The sequence below is a fragment of the Amycolatopsis sp. DG1A-15b genome (assembly GCF_030285645.1).
GTDB lineage: Bacteria > Actinomycetota > Actinomycetes > Mycobacteriales > Pseudonocardiaceae > Amycolatopsis.
The window spans coordinates 3408557-3435340 of the sequence record NZ_CP127296.1 but is presented as its reverse complement, the minus strand read 5'-3'; the positions used below and the strand labels follow the sequence as shown (position 1 = coordinate 3435340).

General features: G+C 71.6%; 23 protein-coding genes. 12 read left to right on the top strand and 11 right to left on the bottom strand.

Translation table 11 applies throughout. The annotated features are described in order from the left end of the window. Positions 1-66 precede the first annotated feature (66 nt). Positions 67-657 (bottom strand): dihydrofolate reductase family protein, encoded by a 591-nt coding sequence (locus tag QRY02_RS15565; RefSeq protein WP_285992233.1) that lies wholly within the window; start codon positions 655-657, stop codon positions 67-69. A 102-nt stretch (positions 658-759) separates the two neighbouring features. Between QRY02_RS15565 and QRY02_RS15560 the strand changes: the two genes are divergently transcribed. Further along, on the top strand, positions 760-1764 hold the full coding sequence (locus tag QRY02_RS15560) for a sigma-70 family RNA polymerase sigma factor (protein ID WP_285992232.1): 1005 nt from the start codon (positions 760-762) through the stop codon (positions 1762-1764). Here QRY02_RS15560 and QRY02_RS15555 read toward each other — a convergent pair. After that, positions 1744-2943, bottom strand: coding sequence for a cytochrome P450 (locus QRY02_RS15555; RefSeq protein ID WP_285992231.1), 1200 nt, complete (start codon positions 2941-2943; stop codon positions 1744-1746). The two genes, QRY02_RS15560 and QRY02_RS15555, sit on opposite strands and share 21 nt — an antisense overlap. A 111-nt stretch (positions 2944-3054) precedes the next feature. Here QRY02_RS15555 and QRY02_RS15550 point away from each other — a divergent pair, with 111 nt between their 5' ends. Further along, entirely contained in the window at positions 3055-3621 is a 567-nt protein-coding gene (locus QRY02_RS15550) for a TetR/AcrR family transcriptional regulator (RefSeq protein WP_285992230.1), read from the top strand. A 33-nt stretch (positions 3622-3654) separates the two neighbouring features. Here QRY02_RS15550 and QRY02_RS15545 read toward each other — a convergent pair whose 3' ends face one another. The 7 genes from QRY02_RS15545 to QRY02_RS15515 form a co-directional block, all read right to left on the bottom strand. Then, positions 3655-5850, bottom strand: a complete 2196-nt coding sequence (locus QRY02_RS15545) for a xanthine dehydrogenase family protein molybdopterin-binding subunit (RefSeq protein WP_285992229.1) — start codon at positions 5848-5850, stop codon at positions 3655-3657. Beyond that, entirely contained in the window at positions 5847-6827 is a 981-nt protein-coding gene (locus QRY02_RS15540) for an FAD binding domain-containing protein (RefSeq protein WP_285992228.1), read from the bottom strand. The genes QRY02_RS15545 and QRY02_RS15540 overlap by 4 nt, the downstream gene beginning before the upstream one ends. Before the next feature lie 4 nt (positions 6828-6831). Continuing rightward, positions 6832-7458, bottom strand: coding sequence for a (2Fe-2S)-binding protein (locus tag QRY02_RS15535; protein ID WP_353069130.1), 627 nt, complete (start codon positions 7456-7458; stop codon positions 6832-6834). A gap of 110 nt (positions 7459-7568) precedes the next feature. Continuing rightward, complete coding sequence (locus QRY02_RS15530; RefSeq protein WP_285992227.1) at positions 7569-8786, bottom strand: MFS transporter; 1218 nt, start codon at positions 8784-8786, stop codon at positions 7569-7571. An 88-nt stretch (positions 8787-8874) separates the two neighbouring features. Next, a complete protein-coding gene (locus QRY02_RS15525; RefSeq protein ID WP_285992226.1) occupies positions 8875-9891 on the bottom strand; it encodes a zinc-dependent alcohol dehydrogenase family protein in 1017 nt (338 codons plus the stop codon). A gap of 129 nt (positions 9892-10020) precedes the next feature. Then, positions 10021-10902: a helix-turn-helix transcriptional regulator gene (locus QRY02_RS15520; protein WP_285992225.1), complete on the bottom strand. Its 882-nt coding sequence runs from the start codon at positions 10900-10902 to the stop codon at positions 10021-10023. Positions 10903-11011: 109 nt separating this feature from the next. Further along, a complete protein-coding gene (locus QRY02_RS15515; protein WP_285992224.1) occupies positions 11012-13729 on the bottom strand; it encodes a SpoIIE family protein phosphatase in 2718 nt (905 codons plus the stop codon). 276 nt (positions 13730-14005) lie between these two features. On the opposite strand from QRY02_RS15515, the gene QRY02_RS15510 reads away from it, so the two are divergent. Further along, positions 14006-14251 carry a hypothetical protein gene (locus tag QRY02_RS15510; protein ID WP_285992223.1) on the top strand — a complete coding sequence of 82 codons (246 nt, stop codon included), beginning with the start codon at positions 14006-14008 and terminating at the stop codon, positions 14249-14251. Positions 14252-14301: 50 nt separating this feature from the next. Here QRY02_RS15510 and QRY02_RS15505 read toward each other — a convergent pair whose 3' ends face one another. Further along, positions 14302-15276, bottom strand: coding sequence for an acetylxylan esterase (locus QRY02_RS15505; RefSeq protein ID WP_285992222.1), 975 nt, complete (start codon positions 15274-15276; stop codon positions 14302-14304). Positions 15277-15922: 646 nt separating this feature from the next. Here QRY02_RS15505 and QRY02_RS15500 point away from each other — a divergent pair. The 8 genes from QRY02_RS15500 to QRY02_RS15465 all read left to right on the top strand — a co-directional run bounded on the left by QRY02_RS15500 (position 15923) and on the right by QRY02_RS15465 (position 24660). Beyond that, the gene (locus QRY02_RS15500) at positions 15923-16729 is read left to right on the top strand and encodes an AfsR/SARP family transcriptional regulator (protein ID WP_285992221.1); all 807 of its coding nucleotides are present in this window, start codon (positions 15923-15925) and stop codon (positions 16727-16729) included. A gap of 122 nt (positions 16730-16851) precedes the next feature. Next, on the top strand, positions 16852-17883 hold the full coding sequence (locus QRY02_RS15495) for a 3-oxoacyl-ACP synthase III family protein (RefSeq protein ID WP_285992220.1): 1032 nt from the start codon (positions 16852-16854) through the stop codon (positions 17881-17883). Continuing rightward, positions 17880-19769 carry an HAD-IIIC family phosphatase gene (locus QRY02_RS15490; RefSeq protein WP_285992219.1) on the top strand — a complete coding sequence of 630 codons (1890 nt, stop codon included), beginning with the start codon at positions 17880-17882 and terminating at the stop codon, positions 19767-19769. Before QRY02_RS15495 ends, QRY02_RS15490 begins: the two co-directional genes overlap by 4 nt. Beyond that, positions 19766-19993 carry a phosphopantetheine-binding protein gene (locus QRY02_RS15485; RefSeq protein ID WP_285992218.1) on the top strand — a complete coding sequence of 76 codons (228 nt, stop codon included), beginning with the start codon at positions 19766-19768 and terminating at the stop codon, positions 19991-19993. The genes QRY02_RS15490 and QRY02_RS15485 overlap by 4 nt, the downstream gene beginning before the upstream one ends. After that, positions 19990-20754 carry a 2-oxo acid dehydrogenase subunit E2 gene (locus QRY02_RS15480; RefSeq protein ID WP_285992217.1) on the top strand — a complete coding sequence of 255 codons (765 nt, stop codon included), beginning with the start codon at positions 19990-19992 and terminating at the stop codon, positions 20752-20754. The genes QRY02_RS15485 and QRY02_RS15480 overlap by 4 nt, the downstream gene beginning before the upstream one ends. After that, positions 20751-21851, top strand: coding sequence for an alpha/beta hydrolase (locus QRY02_RS15475; protein ID WP_285992216.1), 1101 nt, complete (start codon positions 20751-20753; stop codon positions 21849-21851). Before QRY02_RS15480 ends, QRY02_RS15475 begins: the two co-directional genes overlap by 4 nt. Continuing rightward, on the top strand, positions 21848-23299 hold the full coding sequence (locus tag QRY02_RS15470; RefSeq protein ID WP_285992215.1) for an FAD-dependent monooxygenase: 1452 nt from the start codon (positions 21848-21850) through the stop codon (positions 23297-23299). Before QRY02_RS15475 ends, QRY02_RS15470 begins: the two co-directional genes overlap by 4 nt. Further along, positions 23296-24660, top strand: a complete 1365-nt coding sequence (locus QRY02_RS15465; protein WP_285992214.1) for an MFS transporter — start codon at positions 23296-23298, stop codon at positions 24658-24660. The genes QRY02_RS15470 and QRY02_RS15465 overlap by 4 nt, the downstream gene beginning before the upstream one ends. A 2-nt stretch (positions 24661-24662) precedes the next feature. Here the strand turns inward: QRY02_RS15465 and QRY02_RS15460 are convergent, their stop codons facing one another. Further along, positions 24663-25211 carry a TetR/AcrR family transcriptional regulator gene (locus QRY02_RS15460; RefSeq protein WP_285992213.1) on the bottom strand — a complete coding sequence of 183 codons (549 nt, stop codon included), beginning with the start codon at positions 25209-25211 and terminating at the stop codon, positions 24663-24665. Between the two features lie 98 nt (positions 25212-25309). On the opposite strand from QRY02_RS15460, the gene QRY02_RS15455 reads away from it, so the two are divergent. Next, positions 25310-26776: an MFS transporter gene (locus QRY02_RS15455; RefSeq protein WP_285992212.1), complete on the top strand. Its 1467-nt coding sequence runs from the start codon at positions 25310-25312 to the stop codon at positions 26774-26776. Positions 26777-26784: the final 8 nt, after the last annotated feature.

Here is a 26784-nt window from a genome sequence, read left to right as displayed (position 1 = left end):
AACCCGGCCGGGCGGCCACCGCCGTAAGTGAAGGCGGGCCGTCGCACGGAACCTCTCGGGCACCACTCAGCGTACACGATGCCTGCCGAGTTCGTACGTCAGCAGGGCCAGGGCCGTCCCGACGGTGCGCGTGCCGACCAGCCGCGCGGGCTTGACGCCGGTCGTCGGGGGGAAGAGCCGTTCGCCCGCGCCGACCACGAACGGGTACGTCATCAGCCGCACCTCGTCCGCCAGGTCGTGCTCGATCAGCGTGTGGACGAGCCGGGCGCTGCCGTACACGACGATTTCCCCGTTGACCTCCTCCTTCAGCTTCGCGACTTCCCGGACGACGTCGCCCGCCAAGACCGTCGGCTCGCCCCAGCCGGCGTCCTCGACGGGGGAGGAGGAGACGACGTACTTCGGCAGGCTCCGCAACCGGTCCGCCCACTCGCCGGTGCGGGACGCCCACCCCCGCCCGAGGAAGTACGCGTGGGTCCGGCGGCCCATGAGCAGGGCCTCGGCGCCGAGCGCCTCTTCGTATTCGACCCGGGCCCACGCGGCGCGGTCCTCGTCGCTGATCCAAGTGAACCAGCTGCCGCGGCCGGACCCCTCCTCGCCGGTCGGGTCCTGCACGACGCCGTCGAGGGTGGCGTTCTCGCTGATGATGAGTTTTCCCATGCCGGGGCAGACGCCGGGACACCGGGAAAGGGGCGGCCGCCCCCATCGCGCCGCCGCCGGCGTCCGTACAGGATGGCAGCGCGACCAGGGAGAGGCGGCCGGATGGGGAACGAACTGATCGGCAGGGCACGGGCCGGCGACGGCGAAGCGTTCCGGGCGCTGACCGAGCCGCACCGCCGTGAGCTGCAGGTGCACTGCTACCGCATGCTCGGGTCGTTCCAGGATGCCGAGGACGCCCTGCAGGACACGCTGCTGTCCGCGTGGCGGGGCCTCGGCGGGTTCGACGGCCGCGCGTCGATCCGCACCTGGCTCTACCGGATCGCCACCAACCGGTGCCTCAGCGCGCTGCGCTCGGCGGCCCGGCGCCCGGCCAAGGCGTGGGACATCCCCGGCGTCGAACCACCCGAGCCGACGCGGCTCGGGGAAGTCGTCTGGCTCGAGCCTTTTCCCGACGCGCTCCTCGAAGGGGCCTTCGCCGCGCCGCTGGGCCCGGAGGCGCGCTACGAGCAGAGCGAATCCGTGTCGCTGGCGTTCGTGACCGCGCTCCAGGTGCTGCCGCCGCGCCAGCTGGCCGTGCTGGTGCTGTGCGACGTCCTCGGCTTCCCGGCGGCCGAGGTGGCCGCGATGCTGGACACCACGGCCGATGGGGTCAAGAGCGCCCTCAAGCGCGCCCGGGCGGGGCTGCGGCGCCGCCCGCCGGGCGAACCGGCGCCCGCGCCGGGTTCACCCGCCGAGCACGCGATCGTGGCGGAGTTCGTGCGGGCGTGGGAAACCGCCGACATCGAGGCGCTGGTGGCCCTGCTGACCGACGACGTGTTCGTGTCGATGCCGCCGCTGCCGCTCGAGTACGAGGGCCGCGACGTGGTGGTCCGGTTGTGCGCCGGCCTGTTCGGCGCCGGCCGCCGCTTCGACCTGGTCCCGACGCGCGCCAACGGCCAGCCGGCGTTCGGCACGTACCTGCGCGGTCCGTCGGGCACCAGCCACGGCACGGGCCTGTACGTGCTCACGCTGGCCGGCCGCCGGATCTCCGCCATGACGAGGTTCGAGAACGGGGTGCTCCCGGCGTTCGGCCTGCCGCGGTCACTGTCACCAGGTCACCGGCAGTGAAGTGACGCCGTGGATCGGGGAGAAGGTCCGGAACTCGATCCGTTCGGACGGCACGGCCAGGCGCAGCTCCGGGAACCGGCGCAGCAGCGCGGGCAGTGCCGCCTTCAGTTCGATGCGGGCCAGCTGCTGGCCGAGGCACTGGTGGGCGCCGAAGCCGAAGGCCAGGTGGGGCACGGGTTTGCGGTGCACGTCGAGCCCGGCGTTCCCGCCGACCAGTGCGGGATCGTGATTGGCGGCCAGGACCGACAGCGACAGCCACTCGCCGGTGGCGATCCGGTGACCGTTGACGTCCACGTCCGCCGTGGCGCGCCGGTCGAGGTAGGTGACGGGGGAAAGGTGACGCAGCAGTTCCTCGATCGAACTGGTCGCCACGTCTTCGTCGTCGCGGACAGCGGCCAGTTGTCCGGGATTCTGCAGCAGGGCCAGCGCGCCGAGCGCGATCATGGTCGACGTCGTTTCGTGCCCGGCGATGAGGAGCAGGTTGCCGAAGCCGACCAGTTCCTCGTCGGTGATCTCGTCGCCGTGCTTGCCGATCACCTCGCCGAGCACCCCGGTGCCGGGCTCGGCGCGCAACCGGGCGACGAGCTCGGCCATGTAGGCGTGCATGGCGGCGTAGTTGGCGAACTGTTCCTGCTGGGTACGGGTGGCGTCGAGCAGAACCGCGCTGCGGTGCTGGAAGTCGGCGCGGTCGGCGTAGGGGACGCCGAGCAGTTCGCAGATCACGAGTGAGGGGATGGGCAGCGCGTACGCCTGCACGAGATCCGCCACCGGACCCGACTCCTGCATCGCGTCCAGGTGCTCGGCGACGATCTTCTCGATCCGAGGCCGCATTTCCTGGAGCCGGCGGACGGTGAAAGCGCCCGCCAGCATCCGCCGCAGCCGCAGGTGTCCGGGTCCGTCGTAGCCGAGCAGGAACCCGGGCTGGTTGAACAAGGTGCGCGGCGCGTCGGCGTCGGCGTTCATGTCGGCGCCGATGTGTTCGTGCGCGAACACGGCGCGAACGTCGTCGTAGCGGGCGACGGCGCGGGCGTCGAACTGCCCGAAGAACGGGTGGTGGCGGGGGATGACGGGCCACTCGGGTTGCTCGCGCAGCGCGGTCAGCTCGGCGGCGGGTTCGAAGGGGCAGCGGGCCGCCCGGCGGCCGGTGATCAACGCGGTGGGGTGCGGGGAATCGGGCACAGTCTGCTCCTCGGCCGGAAATGTGAGACAAGGTGTCTCACAAGTTCGACTGTGCCACGACGTGATCTATGAGTCAACGTGTCTCGGAAGGCCGGCTCGTATGCTGTGACCGTGAGTTACTCGACGGACCCGCGCGCGGCGCGTTCCCGGGAGGCGATCCTCGTCGCCGCCCGAGAGTTGCTGGCGAGCGAGGGGCCCGGCGCGGTCACGCACCAGCGCGTCTCCCAGGAGGCCGGCGTGGGCCGGGCCACCGTCTACCGGCACTGGCCGCGGTCCGAGCAGCTCTTGCTCGACGTGATGGAGGGCGCCGATCTGCCGTTGTTCAAGGACCCCGGAAAGCCGGTCCGGCCGTGGCTGCACCGGCAGCTCCGGCAGCTGGCCGACGAGCTGATGCCCCCGGCCGTGGCCGGTCTGTCGCTCGCCATGATGCAGTCGGCGCTCTGGGACGCGGAGATGGCACGCCGGCGTGACGAGTCGACCAGGACGATCCAGGAGCGGATCCACGCGGCGGTCCGGTCGGCCGTCGGCGGAGCGGAGCTGGAGTCGGACGCGGAGCCGGCGGATCTGGTGTCGATGCTGGTCGGACCGATCGTCTACCGCACGGCGATGCAGCGTGAGGTGGTCCCTGACGGGCTCATCGACCGGCTTCTCGACGGCATCGGAACCTGGCACCCCTGAGCGGGACTCTCGGCGCCCTGGCCGTCACGACGCTCACAGCATCGCCTCGGCGGTGATGGGGAAGTCGCGGACGCGCCGGCCGGTGGCGTGGAAGACGGCGTTGGCGATCGCCGGGGCCACTCCGACCAGCACCAGTTCGGCCAGGCCTTTGACGCCGAGAGGGTCGGCTTCGCGGTCTTCGCCGTCGAGGTAGATGGCGCGCAGGTCGTGGATGTCGGCGTTGACGGGGACGAGGTAGCCGGCGAGGTCGGCGTTGACGATGCGGCCGTCGCGCGGGTCGGTGACGGTGTGCTCCAGCAGGGCCGCGCCGATGCCCCCGACCATGCCGCCGAGGGCCTGGCTGTCGGCGAGCTTCGGGTTGACGATCCGGCCCGCGTCGTAGACGCCGAGCATGCGGCGGAGGCGGATCAGGCCGAGGCGGGCGTCGACGGCGACTTCGGCGAACACGGCGCCGTAGCCGTACATCGAGAACCGGTCGTGCTCCGGCGGGGCCCAGGACCCGATGGCCTCGAGGTGGTCGCGACCGTTGCGGGCCAGCAGCTGCCGGTAGGTCTCCCCGCGCGTGGGGTCGTTCTTCACCGACATTCGTCCTTTTCGGACGATCACGTCGCCGGGATCGACGCCGCGCAGAGGAGAACGCGGGTCGTTGACGGCCAGGGTGATCGCCTGCCGGCGGACCTTGTCGCAGCCGTCCTGGACGGCGGAGCCGACGCTGGCCATGGTCATCGAGCCGCCGTGGGGCGGGGTCGGCGGCATGAGGGAGTCGCCGAGCCGGAAGTCCACGGTGTCCATGGTCAGGCCGAGCGCGTCGGCGGCGACCTGGGGCATGGAGGTGTAGGTGCCGGGGCCCATGTCGCTGGTCGCGGACTGGACGACGGCGGTGCCGTCGGCGGCGAGGCGGACGTGGGCCTGGGCGGGGGCACGGGCGGTGTCGTAGACCGCGGCGGCCATGCCGGTGCCGATCAGCCAGTCGCCGTCGCGGGTCGAGCGCGGCTCCGGGTTGCGGCGTGGCCAGCCGAACTCCCGGGCGCCGACGTCGTAGCACTCGCGCAGCCGGCGGGTGGAGAACGGCTGCCCGGTGGATTCATCGGCCGCCGGCTCGTTGCGCTTGCGCAGTTCGATGGGGTCGATGCCGAGCCGGTGCGCGAGTTCGTCCATCGCGGATTCGATGACCAGGGCGGCGGAGGCGTAGCCGGGGCCGCGCATCCAGATCGGGGTGTTGACGTCCAGCGGAACGGTCGCGTACGCCTGGCGGACGTTCGGCGTGGAGTACAGCATCCGGCCCGGCGCCAGCATCGCTTCGGTGAACGTCTCGTAGCTGGACGTCTCGCCGCGGATCTCGTGCGTCATCGCGGCCAGCCGCCCGATGCGGTCGCTGCCCAGCCGAAGCCGGTAGGAGTACGCGGGCCGGAAGCCGGTGCCGAAGTACAGCTGCCGGCGCGAGAGGACGAGCTTGACCGGGCGGCCCGTTTCGCGAGCGGCCAAAGCGGCGATGGTGGTATGCGGCCAGGCCCGCAGACCGCTGCCGAAGGCGCCGCCGACGAAGGGCGAAATCACCCGGACCGACGTCTGGGGGATGCCGAACACGGCGGCGAGTTCCTGTTGCGTGCCGCCCACCACCCACTGGGTCTTGTCCCACACGGTGAGCCGGTCGCCGTTCCACTGGGCGATGGTGGCGTGCGGCTCCATGGGGTTGTGGTGGTTGCGGGCGGTCCGGTAGGCCAGGTCCAGCCGGACCGGCGCCGTGTTCAGCGCGGTTTCGGCGTCGCCGCGCGAGTAGGTCGACGGCGGGTCGGCGGGCGCGGTGGCCAGGTCGGTGCGCGGCTGCTCGGCGGCGTAGGTGACCTTCACCAGGCGGGCGCCCTGCTGGGCGGCTTCGTGGCTGGTGGCGACCACGACGGCGACCGGCTGGCCGAAGAACCGGACCCGGTCGTCCTGGAAGCCCCGCAGCCGCGAGTTCGGCGCCGGGTTGTTCGAGCCCGGATTGTCCAGATAGGGCAGCCGAGGAGCGTTGAGGTGGCTGATGACTCGCTGAACGCCGGGGTGGGCGCGGGCGGCGCGGTCGTCGACGCCGGTGATGCGGCCGCGTCCGATGCTGCTGTCGACGACGGCGGCGTAGAGGACGCCGTCGGCCGGGTGGTCGGCGGCGTAGAGCGCGCGCCCGGTCACCTTGAGCCGTCCGTCCACCCGGGACTGCGGGGTGCCGACGGCGATGCGGGGCTGTGTCATCGGGTGCCTCCCACGACGCGCAGCTGGCGTTCGACCGTGCGCTTGAGCAACTCGACCTTGAAACCGTTGTGCCGCAACGGACGGGCGCCGTCCGCCGCTCGCTGCGCGGCCTCGGCCCACAGCGAGTCCGACGGCCGCTTGCCGAGCAGGTGCCGTTCGACGGCGGTGAGCTTCCACGGAACGGTGCCGACGCCGCCGGCGGCGACCTTCGCCGCGCGGATGACCCCGTCCCGGATCGACAGGGCGACCGCGGCCGAGGTCAGGGCGAACTCGTAGCTCTGCCGGTCGCGCACCTTGAGGTACCCCGACCGCGGCGGGCCCGGGAGTGCCGGGAGCTCGACGGCGGTGATCAGCTCACCGGGCCGCAGGGCCTGTTCCCGGTCCGGAGTGCTGCCCGGCCGCAGGAGGAAGTCGGCGAAGGAAACGCTGCGGTCGCCGTCCGGTCCCTGCAGGTGCACTCTGGCCTCCAGAGCGGCGAACGCGACCGCGACATCGGAGGGGTGCGTCGCGACGCACGCTTCGGAGCCGCCGAGGATCGCGTGGCTCCGGTTGTAGCCGTCGAGGGCGGCACATCCCGAACCGGGCGCGCGCTTGTTGCAGCGGGCGGTCACGTCCCGGAAGTAGGGGCAGCGGGTCCGCTGCATGATGTTGCCGCCGATGGTGGCCATGTTGCGCAGCTGCGGGGACGCGCTCAGCTCCAGCGCCTGCGAGACCACCGGAAAGGCGGCGCGCACCCGCGGATCCGCGGCGGCGTCGGCCATCCGCACCAGCGCGCCGATCCGCACGCCACCGCCGGGGGCAGGGGAGATGGCGGTGAGCGGCAGCGCGCCGATGTCGACCAGCGTGCCGGGGCGTTCCACGGTCTCGCGCATCAGGTCGACCAGCGTCGTGCCGCCGGCGATGAAGCGACCACCGCGCCGACCGGCCGCGACGGCCGCCCGGACATCGCGCACTTCGGTGTAGGCGAAGGGTTCCATCGGGTCAGCTCCCCGCCTGCTGGATGGCTTTGACGATCTTGACGTAACAGCCGCAGCGGCAGATGTTGCCGCTCATCCACTCCCGGATCTCTTCCGGCGACCCGGTGTGGCCTTCCTCGAGGCAGCCGACGCCGGACATGATCTGGCCGGGGGTGCAGTACCCGCACTGGAAGCCGTCCTGGTCGATGAACGCCTGCTGCAGCGGGTGCAACGGCCCGTCTTCGTGAGGCGCCAGCCCTTCGATGGTGGTCACCTGCGCGCCGTCGAGCCGGACCGCCAAGGTCAGGCACCCGTTGACGCGCCGGCCGTCGACGAGGACGGTGCACGCGCCGCAGGCACCGGCGTCGCAGCCCTTCTTCGTGCCGGTCAGCCCGAAGTGCTCGCGCAGCAGGTCCAGCAGCGAGGTCCGGTTGTCGACGGTGACGGTGTGCCGGGTTCCGTTGACGGTCAGGGAAACCGGGCTGCTCGGCGCGTCGGCGGCGGCCGCGGCGGGCTCGGTGCCCAGCAGCGACGGCCCGGCGACGGCGACGGCACCCCCCACCGCCGACGCCGCGATGAACGTCCGCCGGGAGTGGGCCGCCGGCGGGTCCGCCTCGGGCCGGCCGGGTGTGTGAGGATCTTCGGGGGGCATGGAGCCGACCGAACCAAGTGCCGGCGCGAAGTGGGAGTCCCTGGCGAGAGGTGTACCAGCAGTACCTCGCAGAGCCGGTGGATCACTCGTAAACTGGCCGGTCGGCTCTCTCAGCACAGCGCGGCCACCTGCTCGTCCTCATGGTCGGCTTCCCGCCGTTTCGCGCGCCGGGCACCGGTCGCGAGGGCGGCGAGGGGCAGCAGCGTCAGGGCGGCGCCGACCGCCCCGACCAGGGGTGGGCCGACCAGCCCGAGGGGCGAGTCCAGCGCGGTGGCCGCGATGGCGGTCCCCGCGGCGATGCCGGTGTTGAACGCCGAGGTGCTCAGCGCCGAGGTCAGCGTCGGCGCGCCGCCGGCGAAGCGGACGGCGAGCGCGGTGACGACGGGGTTGACGGTGAACCCGGTCAGCGGCATCAGGAAGACCAGGACCACGGCCGCGGCGGGACTGGCGGACAGCGGGATCAGCAGGAGCAGGACCACGGCGGTGGCCCCGGCCGCGGTGATGGTGGTGGCCATGGGGCGGCGGTCGCCGAGGCGGCCGCCGGCGGTGGTTCCGCCGAGGGCGCCGGCGCCGAACGCGACGAGGGCCAGCGGGACGACGGCCGCCGGGATGCCGGCGCGCCCGGTCAGCAACGGGGTCAGGTAGCTGTAGGTGGCCAGGACCCCGCCCATGATCAGCATCGCCGCGGCGAGCGCCAGCCACAGCCGGCTCTGGCGCAGGGCCCCCAGTTCGGCCCGGACGGACACTTCGGTGTGCTGTGCACGGGTGGGGATGAACCGCCCGATGACCGCGGCGGCGAGCGCGGAGAGCGCGGCCAGGGCCCAGAACGGCCCGCGCCACCCGGTGAGCTGGCCGGCGAAGGAGCCGATCGGCACGCCGATGACGTTGGCCAGGGTCAGGCCGCCCATCATGACGCCGATGGCCCGGGTGGAGTTCGGGCCGGCCGCGGCGGTGGCGACGACGAACCCGACGGCCCAGAACGCCCCGGTCGCCAGCGCGGTGACGACGCGGGCGGCGAGGACGACCGCGAAGGAGCCACTGAGGGCCGCGACGACGTGGCCGAGGCTGAACACCGCGAGCGCCAGGACCAGGGTGTGGCGCCGCGGCAGCCGCAGGGTGGCCAGGGCCATGGCAGGGGAGCCGATGATCATGCCGGTGGCGAAGGCGGTGATCAGCAGACCGGCCCGCGAGACGCCGACGCCGAGGTCTCCGGCGATTTCCGGCAGGAGGCCGGCGATGACGAACTCGGTGGTCCCCATCAGGAACGTGCCGGCGGCGAGCACCCACACGACGGCGGGAAGCTTGCCGGGAGTGGTCCCGGTGTGCATGGAATCTCTCTTTCGCGGGGGAAGCCGTCGCCGGGCCGGGCCGCACCGCCGTCGCTGCGGCCCGGACCCGGGCGTGCTCCGTCTTCGGTCAGGGGGTGAGCAGGGCCTTGATGGCGCGCCGCTCGTCCATGGCCCGGTAGCCTTCGGCGACCTGGTCCAGGGGCAGCGTCAGGTCGAAGACCGGACCCGGGTCGATGCGGCCGGAGAGGACCCGGTCGATCAGGCCGGGCAGGAAGCGGCGCACGGGCGCCGGGCCGCCGCGCAGGCCGACGTGGGAGAAGAACAGCTCTTCGCCCGCGATCTGCACGTCGTGCGGGACGCCGACGAATCCGACGTTGCCGCCGGGCCGTGTCGCGTGCAGGGCCTGCTTCATGGATTCGGCGGTGCCGACGCACTCGAGGACGGCGTCGGCGCCGATGCCGCCGGTGAGGTCCTTGATGGCGGTGACGCCGTCGTCGCCGCGTTCGGTGACGATGTCGGTCGCGCCGAACCGGGTGGCGAGCTTTTGCCGGGATTCGTGGCGGCTCATGGCGATGATGCGCCCGGCGCCGAGTTCTTTGGCGGCGATGACGCCGCAGAGCCCGACCGCGCCGTCACCGACCACGACGGCGGTCGAGCCGGGCTTGACCTCGGCGGCGAGGGCGGCGTACCAGCCGGTGCCCAGGACGTCGGAGACGGCGAGCAGGCCGGGCAGGAACTTCTGGTCCGGGTGCTCGGGGGTGGCGACGAGGGTGCCCTGGGCGTTGGGGATGCGGACGTGGTCGGCCTGGCAGGTGCTCATGAATTCGCGGTGCAGGCAGGCGGACTGCCAGCCGTTGCGGCAGTTCGCGCAGCTGTTGTCGGAGGTGGCGAAGGAGCCGACCACGAACTGGCCGGGCTTGACCGACGTGACCTCGCTGCCGACCTCTTCGACGATGCCGACGTATTCGTGGCCCATCGGGTGCGGGTCGCCGATCGGTTCGACGCCGCGGTAGGGCCACAGGTCCGAGCCGCACACGCAGGTGACGACGGTGCGGATGATCGCGTCGGTCGGCTGCTGGATCTTCGGGTCGTCGAGCTGCTCGAAGCGGACGTCGCCGGGAGCGTGGATGACGGCTCCGCGCATGGTGGCTCCTTTGCGGTGGCGGTCGCGGGCCGGTCGGCTCGCGAATACCAGACAACCGCCTTTTCGGGCGCGCAGCGAGTCACTGGCGAGAGGTGTACCGGCGGTACACCCCACCGTGGGGTGGTGGCGCTACTGACTGTCCACAGGGGAGTCCTCGGCTTCTTGCGTCGCCGCCCAGGAGGACAGCAACCGCAGCGCCTCATCCGACGGCGAGCCGGGTTCGGCGGTGTAGATGGTGAGGGTCAGCCCCGGCTCGGCGGCCAGTTCGAGGCCTTCGTAGGCGAGGGTGAGCGTGCCGACGACCGGGTGGTGGAAGGTCTTCGATCCGCTGCCGTGGTGGCGGACGTTGTGGGCGCCCCATCGCGTGCGGAATTCCTCGCTGCGGGTCGACAGTTCCCCGACCAGGTCGTGCAGCCCCTTGTCGTGCGGATTGCGGCCGGCTTCGATGTGCAGGATTTCGACGCAGACGTCGGCGAAGAAGCCCCAGTCCGGGTAGAACCGGCGGGAAGCGGGGTCGAGGAACTGGAACCGGGCGATGTTCGGCGGCTGCTGCGGGCTCGCGTAGACCTCGGAGTAGAACGCTCGCGCGAGCCGGTTCGCGGCCAGCAGGTCCATCCGTCCGTTGCGGACGAACGCGGGTCCGTCGGTCACCGCGTCGAGGACCCATTGCAGGCTGCGGCGCGGGGTCCACTGCTTGCTGTTCGGCCGGCGTCGCAGGATCGCGCTCGTGCCATCGGCGGTGCGGGCCAAAGCGAGCAGGTGGGCCCGCTCGGCATCGTCGAGGTGCAGCGCCCGCGCGACCGCGTCGAGCACGGACGGCGAGACACCGGCGAGGTTCCCGCGTTCGAGCTTGGCGTAGTACTCGACGCTGACATCGGCCAGCATGGCGACCTCGCTGCGCCGCAGGCCCGGCACCCGCCGCTTGCTCCCCGCGGGGAGCCCGGCTTGCTCGGGGGTGATCTTGGCCCGCCGCGAGGAGAGGAACTCGCGGATTTCCTGGCGATTGTCCACTCCGTCACCCTAAGTCGGCTCAGCCGGGCGAAGGGTGCTCTGCCAGTACACCTTTCGGGAGAACCTCGCCGTCAGCGTCGGCTGCGGCGGCAACGCTGAGCCGATGCCTTCACGAAGCAGTTTCCACAGTCAGCGCTTCCGTTGCCGTGCCGGCCAAGCCGGCCAGTTCCAGGATCCGCAGCGGAGCGGAACCGGCGACCGCCCGGACCGTGAGCACCGCACCGCGCCGCCGGGTCAGCGCCGCGGTGTCCAGGAGCAGGGCGACGCCGCAACTGCTCAAGTACCGCAGCCCGGTGAGGTCCACGACCACCTTCCGGGACGCGGCGGCTCCGACGTGGTGCAGCATCGCCGGGCGCACCTCGTCGATCGTCGCCAGGTCGAGGTCGCCGGTCACCTTCAGGATCAGCACGTCCGGGACCGTGTCGTGGACGGTCACGTTCGCCGAGGCCATGACCTCGGACACCGGCGCGACGGCCTCGGACGGGGTGCCCGGCTCGGCGCCCATCCGGAACCGGACCGTGGTGCCGAGGTCGTCGTGGTCGATCGCGATCTCTTCGGACAACGCCGTGATGATGGCGATGCCGCGGCCCCGGTGGCTGTTTTCGGCCGGTTCGGGCCGCCACGTCCCGTCGTCGCGCACCTCGACGTCGAGACGGCCGTCCGCGGTCCGCGTCACCGAGTACGTGACCGCGTTCGCCGAAGCGTGCTCGACGGAGTTCGCCACGGCTTCGCCGAGGGCGAGGCTCAGGTCCTGGTGCAGTTCGGCGGGCAGCCCGGTCTCCGCCGACCACCGCGCGGCGTCGGCGCGCAGCCGCTGCAGTGCCGTCGGTTCGGCGGTCGCGCGCCGGTGCAGCGGCGGTGGCAGCAGCCGGATGGCGAGCAGGGCGACGTCGTCTTCCTGCCCGTCGTCGAGCAGGGTCCCGGTGATCGCCGCGACCAGCTGCTCCGGCGCCGCGGCGGCGAGCGCCGCCGCTGTCGCGCACAGGCGCTGCAGCCCCTCGTCGATCCGCTCGTCGCGCCGTTCGACCAGGCCGTCGGTGTAGAGCAGCACCGAAGTGCCCGGGCTGAGCGTCGTCGTCTGCTCCGCGTATCGCGACCGCTCCGGGCCGCCGAGCACGCTGCCGCCGCCGGGGAGCAACCGGGCGGCGGCGGCCTCGACGACGGTGGGTGGCGGGTGCCCGGCCACGGCCCAGCGCAGCTCGCCGGTCTCCCAGTCGAGCGTGAGACACGCGCAGGTCGTGCCGGAGGCTCCGTCGGTGCGCGCGGCGAACGCGTCCAGGCGTTCCAGGGCCGCCGCCGGGCCGTGCCCGTCGAGCAGGCTGCCGGCCAGCGCGCTGCGCAGCTGGCCCATCACCGCCGCTGCCTGCGGGCCCTTGCCCACGACGTCACCGACCGACAGGGCGACGGTGGTCTCCCCGACCGCGACCAGCTCGTACCAGTCTCCGCCCGTCTGCGCGTGGACCGCGGCGGGGAGGTAGCGCGCCGCGGCGGCCACCCGCGGCAGCGCCGGCAGCTCGCGGGGCAGCAGACTCCGCTGCAGGGTCTCGGCGATCTCGTGTTCCCGCCGCAGCAGCAGCTCCCGCTCCGCCTCGCGGCGGCGCCGCTCGGTGACGTCCCGGCCGATCGCCTGCATCCCGGACGGGGTGACCTGGATGCTCAGCTCCAGGGCCACCTGGGCGCCGTCGGCCCGGCGGACGTGGTGCACTTCGCCGCTTTCCAGCGCCGTACCGGGCTCGGCGAGCAGCTGCCGCCACCGGCGGCTCCCGTCGTCATCGAGCAGGTCGGCGATCGGCGTGCCGATCAGCTGGTCGCGGTGGTAGCCGAGCAGGGCGCAGGCCGCGGGGTTGATCTCGGCGAACCGCAGGTCGCGGTCGAGGACCCAGATGGCGTCGGTGGCGCGTTCCACCAGCGACCGGTGGCGCTGCTCGCTGTCGCGCAGCGCCCGGCCGGTGTGCGTCCGCTGGATGGACTCCCAGCAGCGGGCGACGATGAGTTCGACGAGGTCGACTTCGGCGTCCGTCCAGGGCCGGACCGTGGCCTGGTGCACCGCCATGGCGGCGACGAACCGGCCGCCGCGCAGCAGCGGGACGCAGATGACGGCCCGGATCCCGGTCACCCGGTAGGCATGCAGGTCCGCCGGTTCGAGGCGCTCGTCGTGGAAGCAGTCACCGACGACCCACGACTCGCCGGCCCGCATCGCCCGCACGCAGCCGTCCCCGAACTCCGACATCGCGAAGCGCCCGGGCAGCGGCGGCAGGCCGGTGTGGTGATCGCCGCTCATCAGGAAGTGGTCCTGGTCCTCTTCCGCCTCGGCGTAGGCACAACGATCGGCGCCGAGGTGTTCCCCCAGACGGCGGGCGGCGTATTCCATGACCTGCTCGGCGTCGTCCAGTTCCTGCAGCCCGCGCTCGAACCCGGCGAGGAACCGCTGCCGTTCCGCCTCCGAGCGCCGCCCCGCGGCGTCCAGCCACACGCCGCGGACGACGCCGTCGGAGCCCACGCGCGCGTGCTCTTCGAGCCACACCGCGGTCCCGTCCGGGGTCAGCGCGCGGTAGGCGATCTCGTAGTCGCCCTCCTGCCGCCAGGCTTTGCCGCGCGCCTGCCGGAAGTGCGCGAGGTCTTCGGGGTGCACGACCGACGGCGCGAACGCCGGATCACCCAGCCAGGTGGCAGGCGACCGTCCCAGCAGCGTCCGGGCACCGGCGGAGACGAACGAATAGGCACCGCTGCGAGCGTCGGCTTCCCAGACGGTGACCGGCAGACCGTCGAGGACATCGCGCTGACCCGGCTGCGCGGACGGCTGGTGGTGTTGCGTTTCCCTGCCCACGACGACTCCACGACCGTACAGCGATGAAGCGACCCCGACAGTGGCCGCGGGCACAGACGGTAACACCCACGGACCGGTATTGCAGGCTTCTCGAGCCGGAACCGTGTCGACAGGCACCGGCAGCCGCTCACCGGCCTCGGCGAGTGCTCTGCCGGCGTGGCATCAGCGGCGGGTCCGCAGGTCCAGCGCGCAGGCCGTAACAACACGGACAGCGCTCGCGACTGAGCCGGTAACGCGGTGGAGTCGGATGCCGTGTTCGTTCGAAGGTGGTTGCCGATGGGCTCGTCCCCGCTCGCTCCGGCATTGACCAATCCCTTCGCTGCGCCTTCGGTCGTGGCCGCGCTCGGGATCCTGCTGGTGGCCTGGTCGCAGTCGGCTGCCGCCGGGATCGCCGGCACAGCGGTGCTCTCGCTGGCCGGACTCGCGGCAGCGATGCTGCGACGTGCCGGGCAGCAGGTCGACGCGATCCTGGGGGAAGAGCTGACCACGCCTCGGAGACGCGGACGCCGTTCCCGCAGCTGACTGCCTTCGATTTGCCGCGTCAGCCGCGCGTAGCCCGGCGGCCGGCCCGGCTACAGGTAGGTGCGCAGGTGGCCCAGCTGCCGCTCGAGGTGCGACCTGGCCACGTCGTGCCCGCCGAAGGGTGAGACGAGCAGTTCCTTCGGTGCGTTGATCTCGTGGAAGGCCGCGTACACGGTCGAGGGCGGGCAGATCTCGTCCATCAGGCCGACGCTCAGCAGGCATCGCGCCGTGATCCTGCGCGCCAGCAACGCGCAGTCGACGTACCTCAACGTGTCGAGCGCGGCCGGCACCAGGTCCACGTGCTGGGCCAGGAACCCGGCGATCTCGGTGTACGGGGGCTGGCCGGACAGCGTGATCGCGCGCTGGAAGTCGCAGAGGAACGGCACGTCGGCCTGGCAGATCTTGACGGCGTTGCCGCTCAGCGCGGCCGCCGCGAGGGCCAGCCCGCCACCTTGGCTGCCGCCCCGCACCGCGATCCGGCCGGCGGCCACGCCGTCGAGCTCTCCGGCCACCTCGACCGCACGCACGGCGTCCGTGATCAGCCTGGTGACGTAGTACGTCCGCGGATCGGCGATGCCGCGGGTCATGACTCCCGGAGCTTCCGGGCCGCTCGAGTCCCCGCCGGGGTCTCCGGTGGCGCCGATCGTCCAGCGTCCGCCCTGGCCACGGGCGTCCATCACGAGGACCGCGAACCCCGCCGCGGGCAATGCGGTGTGATCGATCGGCAGACCGCGGCCGCCGCCGTAGCCGACGAAGGTGACGACCGTGGGCAGTTCGAGGCCGGCCGAGGCGGGCGGCCGGAGGTACCACCCGCGGATCCGATCACCGCCGGCTCCGGAGAACTCGAGGTCGAAGGCGAGCAGCGGACCGTAGATCCCGGGTTCGTGCCGGGTGAGCCGGATCGGTTTCGCCAGCGCGCGCGACTCGGCCAGCCGGGTCGCCCACCAGGTGTCCAGTTCGGGTGGTTCGGGGGTGGTGATCCGGTAATCCGCCAACTCGGCCGGAGACAGGTCGAACTGGGGCACTACGCCTCCCGGTTGCCGAGGTACCGGCCGCAGATTAGCAATGCGGAAGCTCGATGCGCGGCTACGTGGCCGTCAGTGGCGGTGTCCGCCGACCGGGTGCCCCAACGTGATCGTGGCCGGTGGTGGGGTGGCCGGAACGTCCACGGTGGATGGGCGCGAGCCGAGGGTCCGCGCTCGTGCGCCCGTTTCCTTCAGCAGCTGCTCGACCGTGACTCCGTGACGGAGCAACGAGATCGAACGCGTTCGAGGGATTGCCGTCGAGCTGGGTGACGCCAGGCAATGTCGGCCGAGGACTGACGGGGGCGACGGTCCGCGGAGATCGCCTCCGAATGTGTCATTGGGGGCAGAATTGCTGTTTGTCGGGTATGTCCGATAGTGGCGGACAAGCTCCGAATGAGAGCTCCTTCTGCGGGGCGCGATGCCGCGGTGGCAACATTCGGGTGTTTGTTGCGCCGAATGGGCTACCAAACGGGAACTTTGTGGCGACAGTGCGCAGTCAATCCGGTTAGGATGTAACCGTCCGCTGGATCCGCCGGGTAGGTAGGCGCAACGATGCGTCGCCTGTCCTCAGGGCGTCTGGGGAGCGGACGGCTTGATGCCACAGTGCGGTGGTGGTCTGGGGTTCTTTTCTAACCGTGGGGGTTATGTGAAGTTCGAAATCATGGGGTCTTTGCGGATAGGCGATGAACAAGGTTCCTATGCCGTATTGACCGCCAGAAAGATGGAAATACTTCTGGCCACGCTGCTGATCAAAGCCGAAGAAGTCGTCTCGATCGACCAGCTGATCGAAGAGATCTGGGGCAGCAATCCACCGCGCTGCGCGGGAGCGGCACTGCATGTGTACGTCTCTCAGCTTCGCAAGTTCTTGAAACGTCCCGGCCGTGACGACAGCCCGATCGTCACGCGCGCGCCAGGCTACACGTTCCGGCTTGGTCCGGACGAGCTCGACCTGCACGAATTCCAGCGGCTGCTGGGCCACGGCCGGGCACTCGCCAGGGCCGGGAAGTTCGAAGAAGCCGTCACCAGTCTCGAGGGCGCGCTGGCCCTCTGGCGTGGTCCGGTACTGGGGGACCTCCGGGACGGCCCGATGATCAACGGGTTCGCCTGCTGGCTGGGGGAGATCCGGCTCGAGTGCGTCGAACTGCTCGTGTCCTCCAACCTGATGCTCGACCGGCACGAGGAGCTGATCGGCTGGCTCTATTCGCTGATCGCGGAACACCCCCTGCACGAAAAGTTCTACCAGCAGCTCATGCTGGCGCTGTACCGCTCGAGCCGCCGGGCGGACGCATTGAAGGTGTACCAGACCGCGCGGGAACAGTTGATGACCGAGCTCGGGCTCGAGCCGTGCGGTCCATTGCGGGAACTGCAAAAGTGCATCCTCGCCGCCGATGACGCGGAGATCGATCACCACGCCGCCCGCCGCGGCTGGCGGGTCCCGGTCGTCCGCGATTGAGTCGCGTCCGATGTCTACCGGGACCCGGCAGGTAGGCATCGGCGCTCCGCACAAGGCTCGCTTTAGCCGTGCTTTGGCCGGCCTGCCCAGGCTGGTCACAGCACAGGATGAGGTGAGCGGCCATGGTGGGGCAGGAAGTCCACATTCGATCCGTCGGCACCGCGCTTCCCGGTTCCCCGGTGGACAATGCGGCGCTGACCAAGGCGTTCCGGCTGACGCCGGTGTTCGAGCAGTGGATCGACGCGTTCGTCGGCACCAGAACCCGTTATCTGGCACTGGATCTCGTCACCGGCGAGCAGCGGTACTCGCTCGCCGACCTCGGTGAGACGGCCGCCCGGCGCGCGCTCGAGACGGCCGGTGTGGCCGCCGGTCAGGTCGATCTGGTCGTCATGGGGACTTCGATGCCGGATGCCCTGCTGCCCACCACGGTCAACGTGATCGCCGAGCGCGCCGGCATCACCGGCGTGCCCGGTTACCAGCTGCAGTCCGGATGTTCCGGCGCGATGCAGGCACTCGACCTGGCCCACCAGTTCCTCCTGGCCGGCCGGCATCGGACCGCGCTCGTACTCGGCGGCGACGTGTGCGCCAAGCACATCGACCTTTCCCTCGACTACAGCGGCCTCCCGCCCGAGGAAATGGTCAACATGGTGCTCTTCGGCGATGGCGCGGGTGCCGCCGTGCTCACCCGGGAGCCCGGGCCCGGTTCCGTGCTGCTGCACCGGGCCTTCGTCGAGCTCAGCGGTCTCGGCCAGCCGCCGGGACAGCGTCTCGAGTGGTACGGCCTTGGTGACCGCGACAGCGGAACGCCCGCCGTGCGCGAGGACTTCAAGGCGATCGCGGACCTGGTCCCGGAGCTGTCCGTCGACATTCTCGCGCGGCTGCTGAAGGAACAGGACTGGCAGCCGGCGGACCTCGATTTCCTGCTCCCGCCCCAGCTTTCCGTCCGGATGACGGAGAAGATCATGGCCCGGCTGGACGTGCCCGGGGTCCGGGAGGTCAGCTGCGTGGCCGAGACCGGCAACACCGGCAACGCCCTGCCGTTCTTCCAGCTCGAGCGCGCCCTTCCGGAGATGGCACCCGGCGATCGCGCGGTGGCTGTCGCCGTCGAGTCCAGCCGCTGGATCAAAGCCGGTCTCGTGCTGGAGAAGGCATGACAGGGGGGCCGGCGATCGGCGGCGCGACACTCTGGGACCTGTACCGGGACGGCCTGCTCGAACGCGACTACCCGGCGGTGCGCGGACTGCTGACCGACCTGACCGACGCCGACTTCGCCCGCGCGGGCCAGCTGCTGTCCCGGCTCGACGCCGAGGAGATCCTGCGGGCCCATCCCGGCCAGCTGCAGCTGAAGGTGGGCATCACCGGGCATGGCACGCTCGCCGGGCTCGTCCCGCCGCTGACCGGTGAACTGGCCCGGCACGGCATCCTGGCGCGTCCGTTCGTCGGCGATTTCGACGGCTACCGGACCGACCTGTCGGAAAAGGACAGCGAGCTGCACCGGGCCGGGCCGGGCCTGTGCGCGTTCGTGCTCGACCCGATGATGGTCCTCGACGAGCTGCCGGTGCCCTGGACCGCGGCGGACGCCGAGCGCGTGCTCGCGGCCAAGGTCGCACTGGCCGGGCAGCTGGCCGCGCGGTTCGGCGAGCACAGCCGCGCCACCCTGGTGCTCAACACGATTCCGCTGCCCGCCGGTGTCGCCGCGCAGCTGGTCGACCACCGCTCCCGGGCGCGCCTCGGCGCCGTGTGGCGGGAGGCCAACGCGCGGTTGCTGCGGCTGGGTGAAAACCTGCCCGGCGTGCTGACCGTCGACCTCGATCCGCTGATCGCGGAAGGCATCGCGGTCGAGGACGCGCGGATGAGCCGGTACGCCAAGGCATACCTCTCCGCCGAACTGCTGGCGCGGTACGCGCGGGAACTCGGCCACATCGGCGCCCAGCAGGCAGGCCGGGGCAAGAAATGCCTCGTGCTCGATCTCGACGAGACGTTGTGGGGCGGCGTGCTGGGCGAGGCAGGGGCGTCCGGTGTGGAGATCGGCGAGGGCTACCGCGGTGAAGCGTTCGCCGCCTTCCAGAAGGTGGTCAAGCAGATCGGCGCCCAGGGTGTGCTGCTGGCCGTGGTCAGCAAGAACGACGCCGAACCGGTCCGGAAGGTGCTGCGCGAGCACCCGCGGATGGTCCTGCGTGAGGACGACTTCGTGCGGATAATCGCGAACTGGCAGCCCAAGCACGACAACCTGCGCGGGCTCGCCGAGGCGCTCAACCTCGGGGTGGACTCTTTCGTGTTCGTCGACGACAGTCCGTTCGAGTGCGGCCTGGTGCGCCACGAACTCCCCGGCGTGGCGGTGGTCCGCCTCGACGAGGAGCCCGCCCGTCATCCCGGGAAGCTGCTGCGGGATGGCTGGTTCGGCGTCCCCGAGCTGACCGGTGCGGACCTCACCCGGCCTGTCCAGTACCGCGAAGAGCTGGCACGCAAGGACTTCCTGCACGAGTTCTCCTCGCTCGAGGACTACCTCGCCGAACTCGGCATCGAAGTCCGGCTGACCCGGGCACGGGCGGACCAGGTGCCGCGGCTCTCGCAGATCACGTTGCGCACCAACCAGTTCAACCTGACCACCCGGCGGCTCCAGCCACCGGAGCTGCGTGCGTTGCTCGACGATCCGGCGTCGCTGGTCCTGGCCATCGAAGCCCGCGACCGGTTCGGGGACAACGGCGTCGTCGGCGCGGTCTTCTACCACCGCGAAGGCGACGAAGCCCACATCGACAACTTCCTGCTCAGCTGCCGGGTTTTCGGCAGGGGCATCGAGCAGTCCTGCCTGTCCGCCTTGGTCCGGTACGCGAAGGGCACCGGCGTGCGGGCCGTTTACGGCACCTATCGCGCCACCGCGAAGAACGGCAAGGTCAAGGACTTCTACCCGCGGTACGGCTTCGCGGCGGTCTCCGAGGACGACGCCGGTGCGGTGTTCCGCCACGACTTGGCGGAGATCGTCACCGTGCCCGGGCACGTGAGTCTCTACGCGACGTTCGGAGGAGAAGACCGCTCATGAACAGCCTCGACGAGTTCGTCACCCTGGTCCGCGACGAGATCGGCCTGGCGCTGACCGCCGGCGACGTCACCGTGGAGTTCGACCGCCTGCCCGGCTGGGACTCGGTGCTGCTGCTGCGGCTGGTCACCCTGCTGGAGCGGGAGACCGGTCGCGGGATCTCGTTCCCGGACGTGCTCGAAGCGCCCAACCTCGCGCGCATCTACGACCTGGCGGTGGCCGCGTGACGCACACCACGCCGATCGCCCGGCAGCGGCGGCACACGCTCTACTTCCTCGACTACGCGAAGTCGTTCGCACCGGTCTTCCTCGACACCGAGGTGGACATGACCGCGGTCCGCGACCACCGCCACTCCGGCGTGCGCCATTCCTGGGTGAGCTACGTCCTCTATGCCGCGGGGCGGGTGCTGCGCGAGCATCCCGAGGCCAACGCCGCCGTCAGCGGCCACCGGTGGCCGAAGCTGACCCGGCACGACAGCGTACACGCGAAGCTGACCCTCGATCGGCGGCTGGACGAGCAGCGGGTCGTGCTGTCGGCGGTGCTGCCCGACGTGCACACCGCGTCGCTGGCCGACATCCAGCAACGGCTGGAGCACTATCGTGACGCCGATCCCGGACAGGGTCCGGAATTCGCCCGCGTCCGGGCCCTGCACCGGCTGCCGGCGCCGATCGGCGCGCTGGCCTTCCGGCTCGCGACGCGCTCGCCGCGTGGCCGGGCGAAGACGATGGGCACGGTCGCGGTCACCTCGCTCGGGCACCGGGCGGTCGACGGGTTCCACTCGGTGGGCGGGACGACGGTCACGCTCGGCGTCGGCCGGGTGCTGGACCGGCCGGTGGTGCGGGAGGGCAAGGTGACCGTCGCGCCGGTGATGCGGCTGAGCCTCGCCTTCGACCACCGCGTGATCGACGGCGCCGAGGCGGCGGACGTGCTCACCGAGCTCAAGGCCGCCTTGGAGGAGTTCAAGTCCGGTGAAGCGGTGGCCGGATGAACGACCTCGGCGAGCTCAAGCAGTTCGCGGTCGCGCACGCGCGGGCCCAGCGGCTCGGGGACCACGCGCGGCTGCTGTCCCGGATGCACACCGATGACGGTGACGCGGCGGGCTCGTGGGTGGCCGAGTGGTCGCGCGCCGGCGCCGAACTGGAGAAAGCGGGCCGTCTGCTCGACGCGGCAGGCCACTACAACATGGCGCGGTTCCCGTTCGTGGACGGCCCGGCGCGGCAGGCCGCGCTCGAACGGTGCGTGTCCTGCTTCGGTCGCTGGGCCGGGGAGCACGGCATCGAGCAGCTCGAGCTGGAGCTCGGCGGCGGCCGGGTGCGCTGCTGGACGTCGGGACTTTCCCCCACCGCCCGGCAGCCGTTGCTCCTGGTCTGCGGTGGCATCGTCAGCATCAAGGAGCAGTGGGCGCCCGCGCTGCCCATGCTGCGCCGGCTGGGCGTGGCAGGGGTGGCCGTCGAGATGCCCGGGGTCGGTGAGAACACCCTGGGCTACCACGAAGACAGCTGGCGAATGCTGCCGGACCTGCTGGACGCGCTCGCCGGGCAAGCGGACGTCGAGCAGGCGTACGCGCTGGCGCTGAGCTTCAGCGGCCACCTCGCACTGAGGGCGGCGGTGTCGGACCGGCGGATCCGCGGGGTGGTCACCGTCGGCGCGCCCGTGGCGGAGTTCTTCTCCGACTCGTCGTGGCAGGCGCGGCTGCCCCGCCTCACCGTCGACACGCTGGCGCACTTGGCAGGCGCCAAGACGGCCGAGCTGTCGCGGGTACTGGCACCCATGGCGCTGACCCGCGCACAGCTGGCGTCGCTGGACATCCCGGTCGCCTACACGGCCAGCGAGCGTGACGAGATCATCCCGGCCGGTGAGGTCCGGCTGCTCCGGGAAACGGTGCGAAACCTGGACGTGGTGACGCACGACGACGTGCACGGCTCGCCTCGGCACGTCGCGGAAACCCGGCTTTGGGGCGCGCTTTCCGTGCTGCGGACGCGGGGGAGCGGTGGACCGCGGTACCTGCTGCTCGCTGCGGCGCTGCGGCTGCTGCGGGCGCGAGCCCGGTTCGCGTCTTCAACAAGGAGAGGGAGTCCTTCGTGAGCCGTGTGATCGTTGTCGGCGCCGGGCCGACCGGCTTGATGCTCGCCTGTGAGCTGCGGGTGGCCGGGGTGGAGACCGTGCTGCTGGAACGCCTGCCCGAGCCGACCGGCCAGTCGCGGGCGCTGGCCCTGCACGCGCGCTCCGCCGAGGTGCTCGACCAGCGCGGGCTGCTCGGCCCGTTCCTCGCCGACGGCGTCACCTGGCCGCGGGTGCACTACGCCGGGTTGCTGCTCGACATGGACGTGGTCGACGGCCGCCACCGGTATTCGCTGCACATCCACCAGTCGCGGGTCGAGCGGCTGCTGGAGGAGGCCGCGCTCAAGCTGGGTGCGGACATTCGCCGCGGCCACGCGGTGACCGGGCTGACGCAGGACGACGACGGCGTGACGGCCCTGGTCAGCGGACCGGACGGGGACTACCGCCTGCCCGGTGCGTTTCTCGCCGGCTGCGACGGCGGCGGCAGCGCGATCCGCAAGCTCGCCGGGATCGGCTTCCCCGGCACGGACTCGGCGCTGTGGGGGATCGTCGGTGACGTCGAGGAGTTCGACGACGAGATCAACCTCCGCGAGCCGATCGTGTCCGAGCGCGGCATGCTCGGTGTCTCACCCCTGGGCGACGGGTTGTTCCGCGTGATGTGCGTCGAGCACGGGGTCACGCCGGGGGAGCAGCCGGTCACCGTGGCCGAGCTGCGGGCCTCCGTCGAACGGGTCACCGGCCGGGCGCCGGCGTTCGGCGAGCCGCGCTGGCTGTCGCGGTTCGGCGACGCCACCCGGCAGGCCGAGCGCTACCGCGCGGGCCGGGTGTTCCTGGCGGGGGACGCGGCGCACATCCACTTCCCCCTCGGCGCCCAGGGCATGAACCTCGGCCTGCAGGACGCGGTCAACCTCGGCTGGAAGCTCGCCGCGGCCGTGGCGGGCTGGGCCCCGCCCGGCCTGCTCGACAGCTACCACGACGAGCGTCACCCGGTCGGGCACCAGGTGTGCGAGAGCGCCCGCGCGCAGATCGCGCTGACGTTCCCGGCGGACCGGGTCTCCCCGTTGCGTGCGCTGATGGGCGACCTGCTCGGGTTCGCCGACGTCCGGCGGTTCCTGGCCGGGCTCGTGTCCGGGGTGGACATCCGCTACTCGCCGGGCACGACCGGTTCCCTCACCGGTGCCCGGATCCCGGATGTGCCGCTGTCCACCGCGGAGGGCGAGTCGAGCACGCTGCGGACGCTGCACCAGGCCCGTGGCGTGCTGCTGGACCTTTCGGGCGGTGCCGGGCCGGCGTCCGCGGCGCCGTGGGCCGGCCGGGTGGACGTCGTCACGGCCGCGCCGGCGGCGGAACTGCCGTACGCCGCGTTGCTGATCCGGCCGGACGGGCACGTGGCCTGGACCGACCGCGACGGCACCGAGCTCGTCCCGGCGCTGCGGCGCTGGTTCGGCGAACCGGCGGGAGTGGCGGTATGACGGAGGTGGCCGCGCGCGAGTCGGCCGGGCTGCGGCGCTGGACGGTCGTCGGCGTGCTTTCGATGTGCGTCCTCGTCCCGTTCATGGACGTGACCATGATCAGCATCGACCTGCCGAAGATCGCCGCCGCGCTGCACGCGAGCCCCGGGCAGCTGCAGTGGATCGTGATCTCCTACATCGTCGCCTGCGCGTCCGGCATGCTCCTGGTGCCCGCGCTCGGCGGCCGCTGGGGACAGCGCCGGACCCTCGTGACCGGGCTCGTCGTGTTCGGCGCGGCTTCGCTGGCCGCGGCGTACGCCACCGATGTGGGGTGGCTGCTGCTCTGGCGGGTGGTGATGGGCGCCGGCGCCTCGGTCGTGCTCCCCATGCGGGTTTCCATCACCACCGGGCTGTTCCCGCCCGAACAGCGGAGACGCGCCTTCGGCATCGGCACCGCCGTGGTCGCTTCGGCGACCCCGCTCGGGCCGATCCTCGGCGGCGCGCTGCTCGAGCACTCCTGGTGGGGTTCGGTGTTCCTGATCAACACCGGCCTGGTCGTGCTGGCCTGCCCGCTTCTCCTCGTCCTGGTGCCGGAGGCTCGCGCCGAACAGCCGCACCGGGCCGACGTCGCCGGCGTCGCGCTGGCCGGTGCCGCCGTGCTGGCCATCTCCGCCGGACTGATCGACGCCGCCGGCGGTGGCCGGGCATGGGCGGCGGCGTGGCTCGCGCTGGCGGCCGTGCTGGTGATCGCCTTCGGCGTGCGCCAGCGCCGGGCCGAGCACCCGCTCATCGAGCTCTCGGTACTGCGGGTGCCCCGGTTCGTGTGGTCGCAGCTGGTGATCGTGCTGGCGAACCTGGCGTGGACGGGTGCGATGTTCGTGGTGCCGATGTACCTGGAAACCAGGCTCGGCGTCGACCCGCTGGGAGTGGGGCTGCGGCTGCTGCCCTTCGCCGGGTTCGTCGCGGTCAGCTCGCTGCTGTCCGACCGGGTCGCGCGGCGCGTCGGTGTCCGCTGGGTGGTGATCGCCGGGTTGCTCGTTTTCGCCGCCGGACTCGCCCTGCTCGCCTTCGCGGTCTCGGCCGGCGATGACGCGCTGATCACCGTCGCGCTCGGCGTGGCCGGGTTCGGTGGCGGCATCCCGCAGGCACCCGCGCTGTCCGCGGCGATGGGCTCGCTGCCGCCGAAATCCGCTCGCAACGGCGCGGGGTTCATCAACGCCCTGCGCCACTTCGGCGGTGCGTTCGGCGTGCTGGCCGTCGGTTTGGTGACCGTACCGGCCGGTGCGCTCGCCGAACGGACCGGCCCGGCCGTGCTCGTGCTGGCGGTCCTGCTCGTCTTCGCCGCGGTCCTCGTCGTCGCCCTGCCGGAGCGGGCGGAATGAGCTCAGCGGCCGAGCGCGCGCAGTGCGGCGTCGAGGAGTTCGGCGCGGGCCCCCTCGGGAAGCTTGCCGCCGTTGGCCGCGAGCACCGCGAACGTACCCTGCTTGGCGACCGCGTACGCGGCGTGCGCACGGACGAGCTGCACGCCGGTGGCGCCGGGATCGGCGAGCCCGGCGATGATCATGTCGTTCTTCTCGCGCAGCTTGTGCATGTCCTTCAGCTCGGCGCTGATCGACGGATCGTTGCCCGGCAGGCTGAGCACGGACTCGGCGTCGGCGGTCATGTCGATCAGCTCGCCGAGCAGCTCCGCGGCGGTCAGCGGCTCGGTCACGGCCCGCTCGGCGAGCCTGGTGTACTCGGCCAGCGGTTTGGCCAGCAGCTCGGACAGGATCGCGTCCTTGGCCGCGAAGTGGTAGTAGACCGCGGCCTTCGTGGTGCCGAGGGCGCCGCTGATGTCCGCGATGGACGTCCCCGCGTAGCCCTTTTCCAGAAACAGCTGCTTCGCGATCGCAAGGATCCGATCCTTGGTCCCGCTCGCCGCGCGCTCACCCATGTCGCCTCCTGTTCGCTGCCCAGTGTACTTGACGATCGGTCGGTAAGTGGCGTAGAACCACTACTTACCGACCGATCGTCAAGTAGCGGGAGTGTCCCATGACCGAGAACACCGCGGCGCCGCCCGCGGCGGCCGCCGCCCCGGCTTTCGTCTGGACCAACCGGATCCGGATCGCGCTGGCGATCCTCTGTGTGGGCCACATCCTCGAGACGGTCGACATCACGATCGTCAACGTGGCCCTGCCCCGGATCAAGGTGGACCTGGGCTTCGCCGACGCGGACCTGTCCTGGGTGGTCAACGCCTACACCGTCGCCTTCGGCGGGTTCCTGCTGCTGGCCGGGCGGGCGGGCGACCTGCTGGGGCGCCGCCGGGTGTTCCTCGGCGGGCTGGCCGTGTTCACCCTCGCCTCCCTGGTGGCGGGGCTGTCGCAGAACGCCATCGAACTGGTGGTCATGCGGGCCGTCCAGGGGCTGGCGGCCGCGTTCATCGGGCCGATGACGCTGGCGATGCTGGCGGCGACCTTCCCGGAGGGCGCGCCCCGCAACAAGGCGATCGGGCTCTGGGGCATGCTCAGCGGGGTCAGCGCGTCGGCCGGCCTGCTGATCGGCGGCCTGTTCGTCAACGGGCCGGGCTGGCAGTGGATCTTCCTGCTCAACATCCCGCTGGGGCTGGCGCTGATCGTGGCCTCGTTCAAGTACCTCGACGTCGACAAGGCGACCCGGCGGTTCCACCGGTTCGACGGAGTCGGTGCGATCACCGCGACCGGCGGGCTGACCCTGCTCGCCTACGGCATCGTCGAAACCACGAAGGACGGTTGGGATTCCCCGCGCACCTTCGTCGCGCTGGGCGGCGCGGTGGTCCTGATCGGCTACTTCCTGATCCACGAGGCATTCGTGGCGAAGGAGCCACTGCTGTCGATCTCGCTGCTCCGCGTCCGGTCGGTGTTCAGCGCCAACGTGGTGCAGGCGCTGGTCAACAGCGGCATGTTCGTGATGTTCTACCTCGCGACGCTGTACCAGCAGGAGGTCCTGCACTTCACGCCGTTGCAGACCGGCTTCGCCTACGTGCCGCTGACGCTGCTGCTGGTGGTGTTCGCCCGGCTGGCACCGGTGCTGATCCCGAAGCTGGGCGTGCGCTACATCGTGTTCGGCGCCGCGCTGATCGCCGCCGGTGGCCTCGCGCTGTTCGCCCGGGTTTCGCCGGACGGCACGTTCCTCGGCGACATCCTGGCACCGTCGCTGCTGCTGAGCATCGGCGTCGCGCTGACGTTCATCCCGGCCACGATCGCCGCGGTGTCGGGCGTGCCCGCCGGGCAGACCGGCGTGGCCTCGGGTCTGGTCAACGTGTCCAGGACGATCGGCGGCGCGCTCGGGCTCGCCGTGGTGTCGACGCTGGCGACCGCGCGGACCACGGACCTGCTGTCCTCCGGCACACCCAAGGCGGAAGCGCTGACCAGCGGGTTCCGGCTCGGGTTCGCCATCAGCGCCGCGCTGCTCGTCGTCGCCGCGTTCACCGCGCTCGCCCTGTTCCCCAACGTCAAGAAAGGCGGGGCCAAGCGGCACTGAAGCGGTCG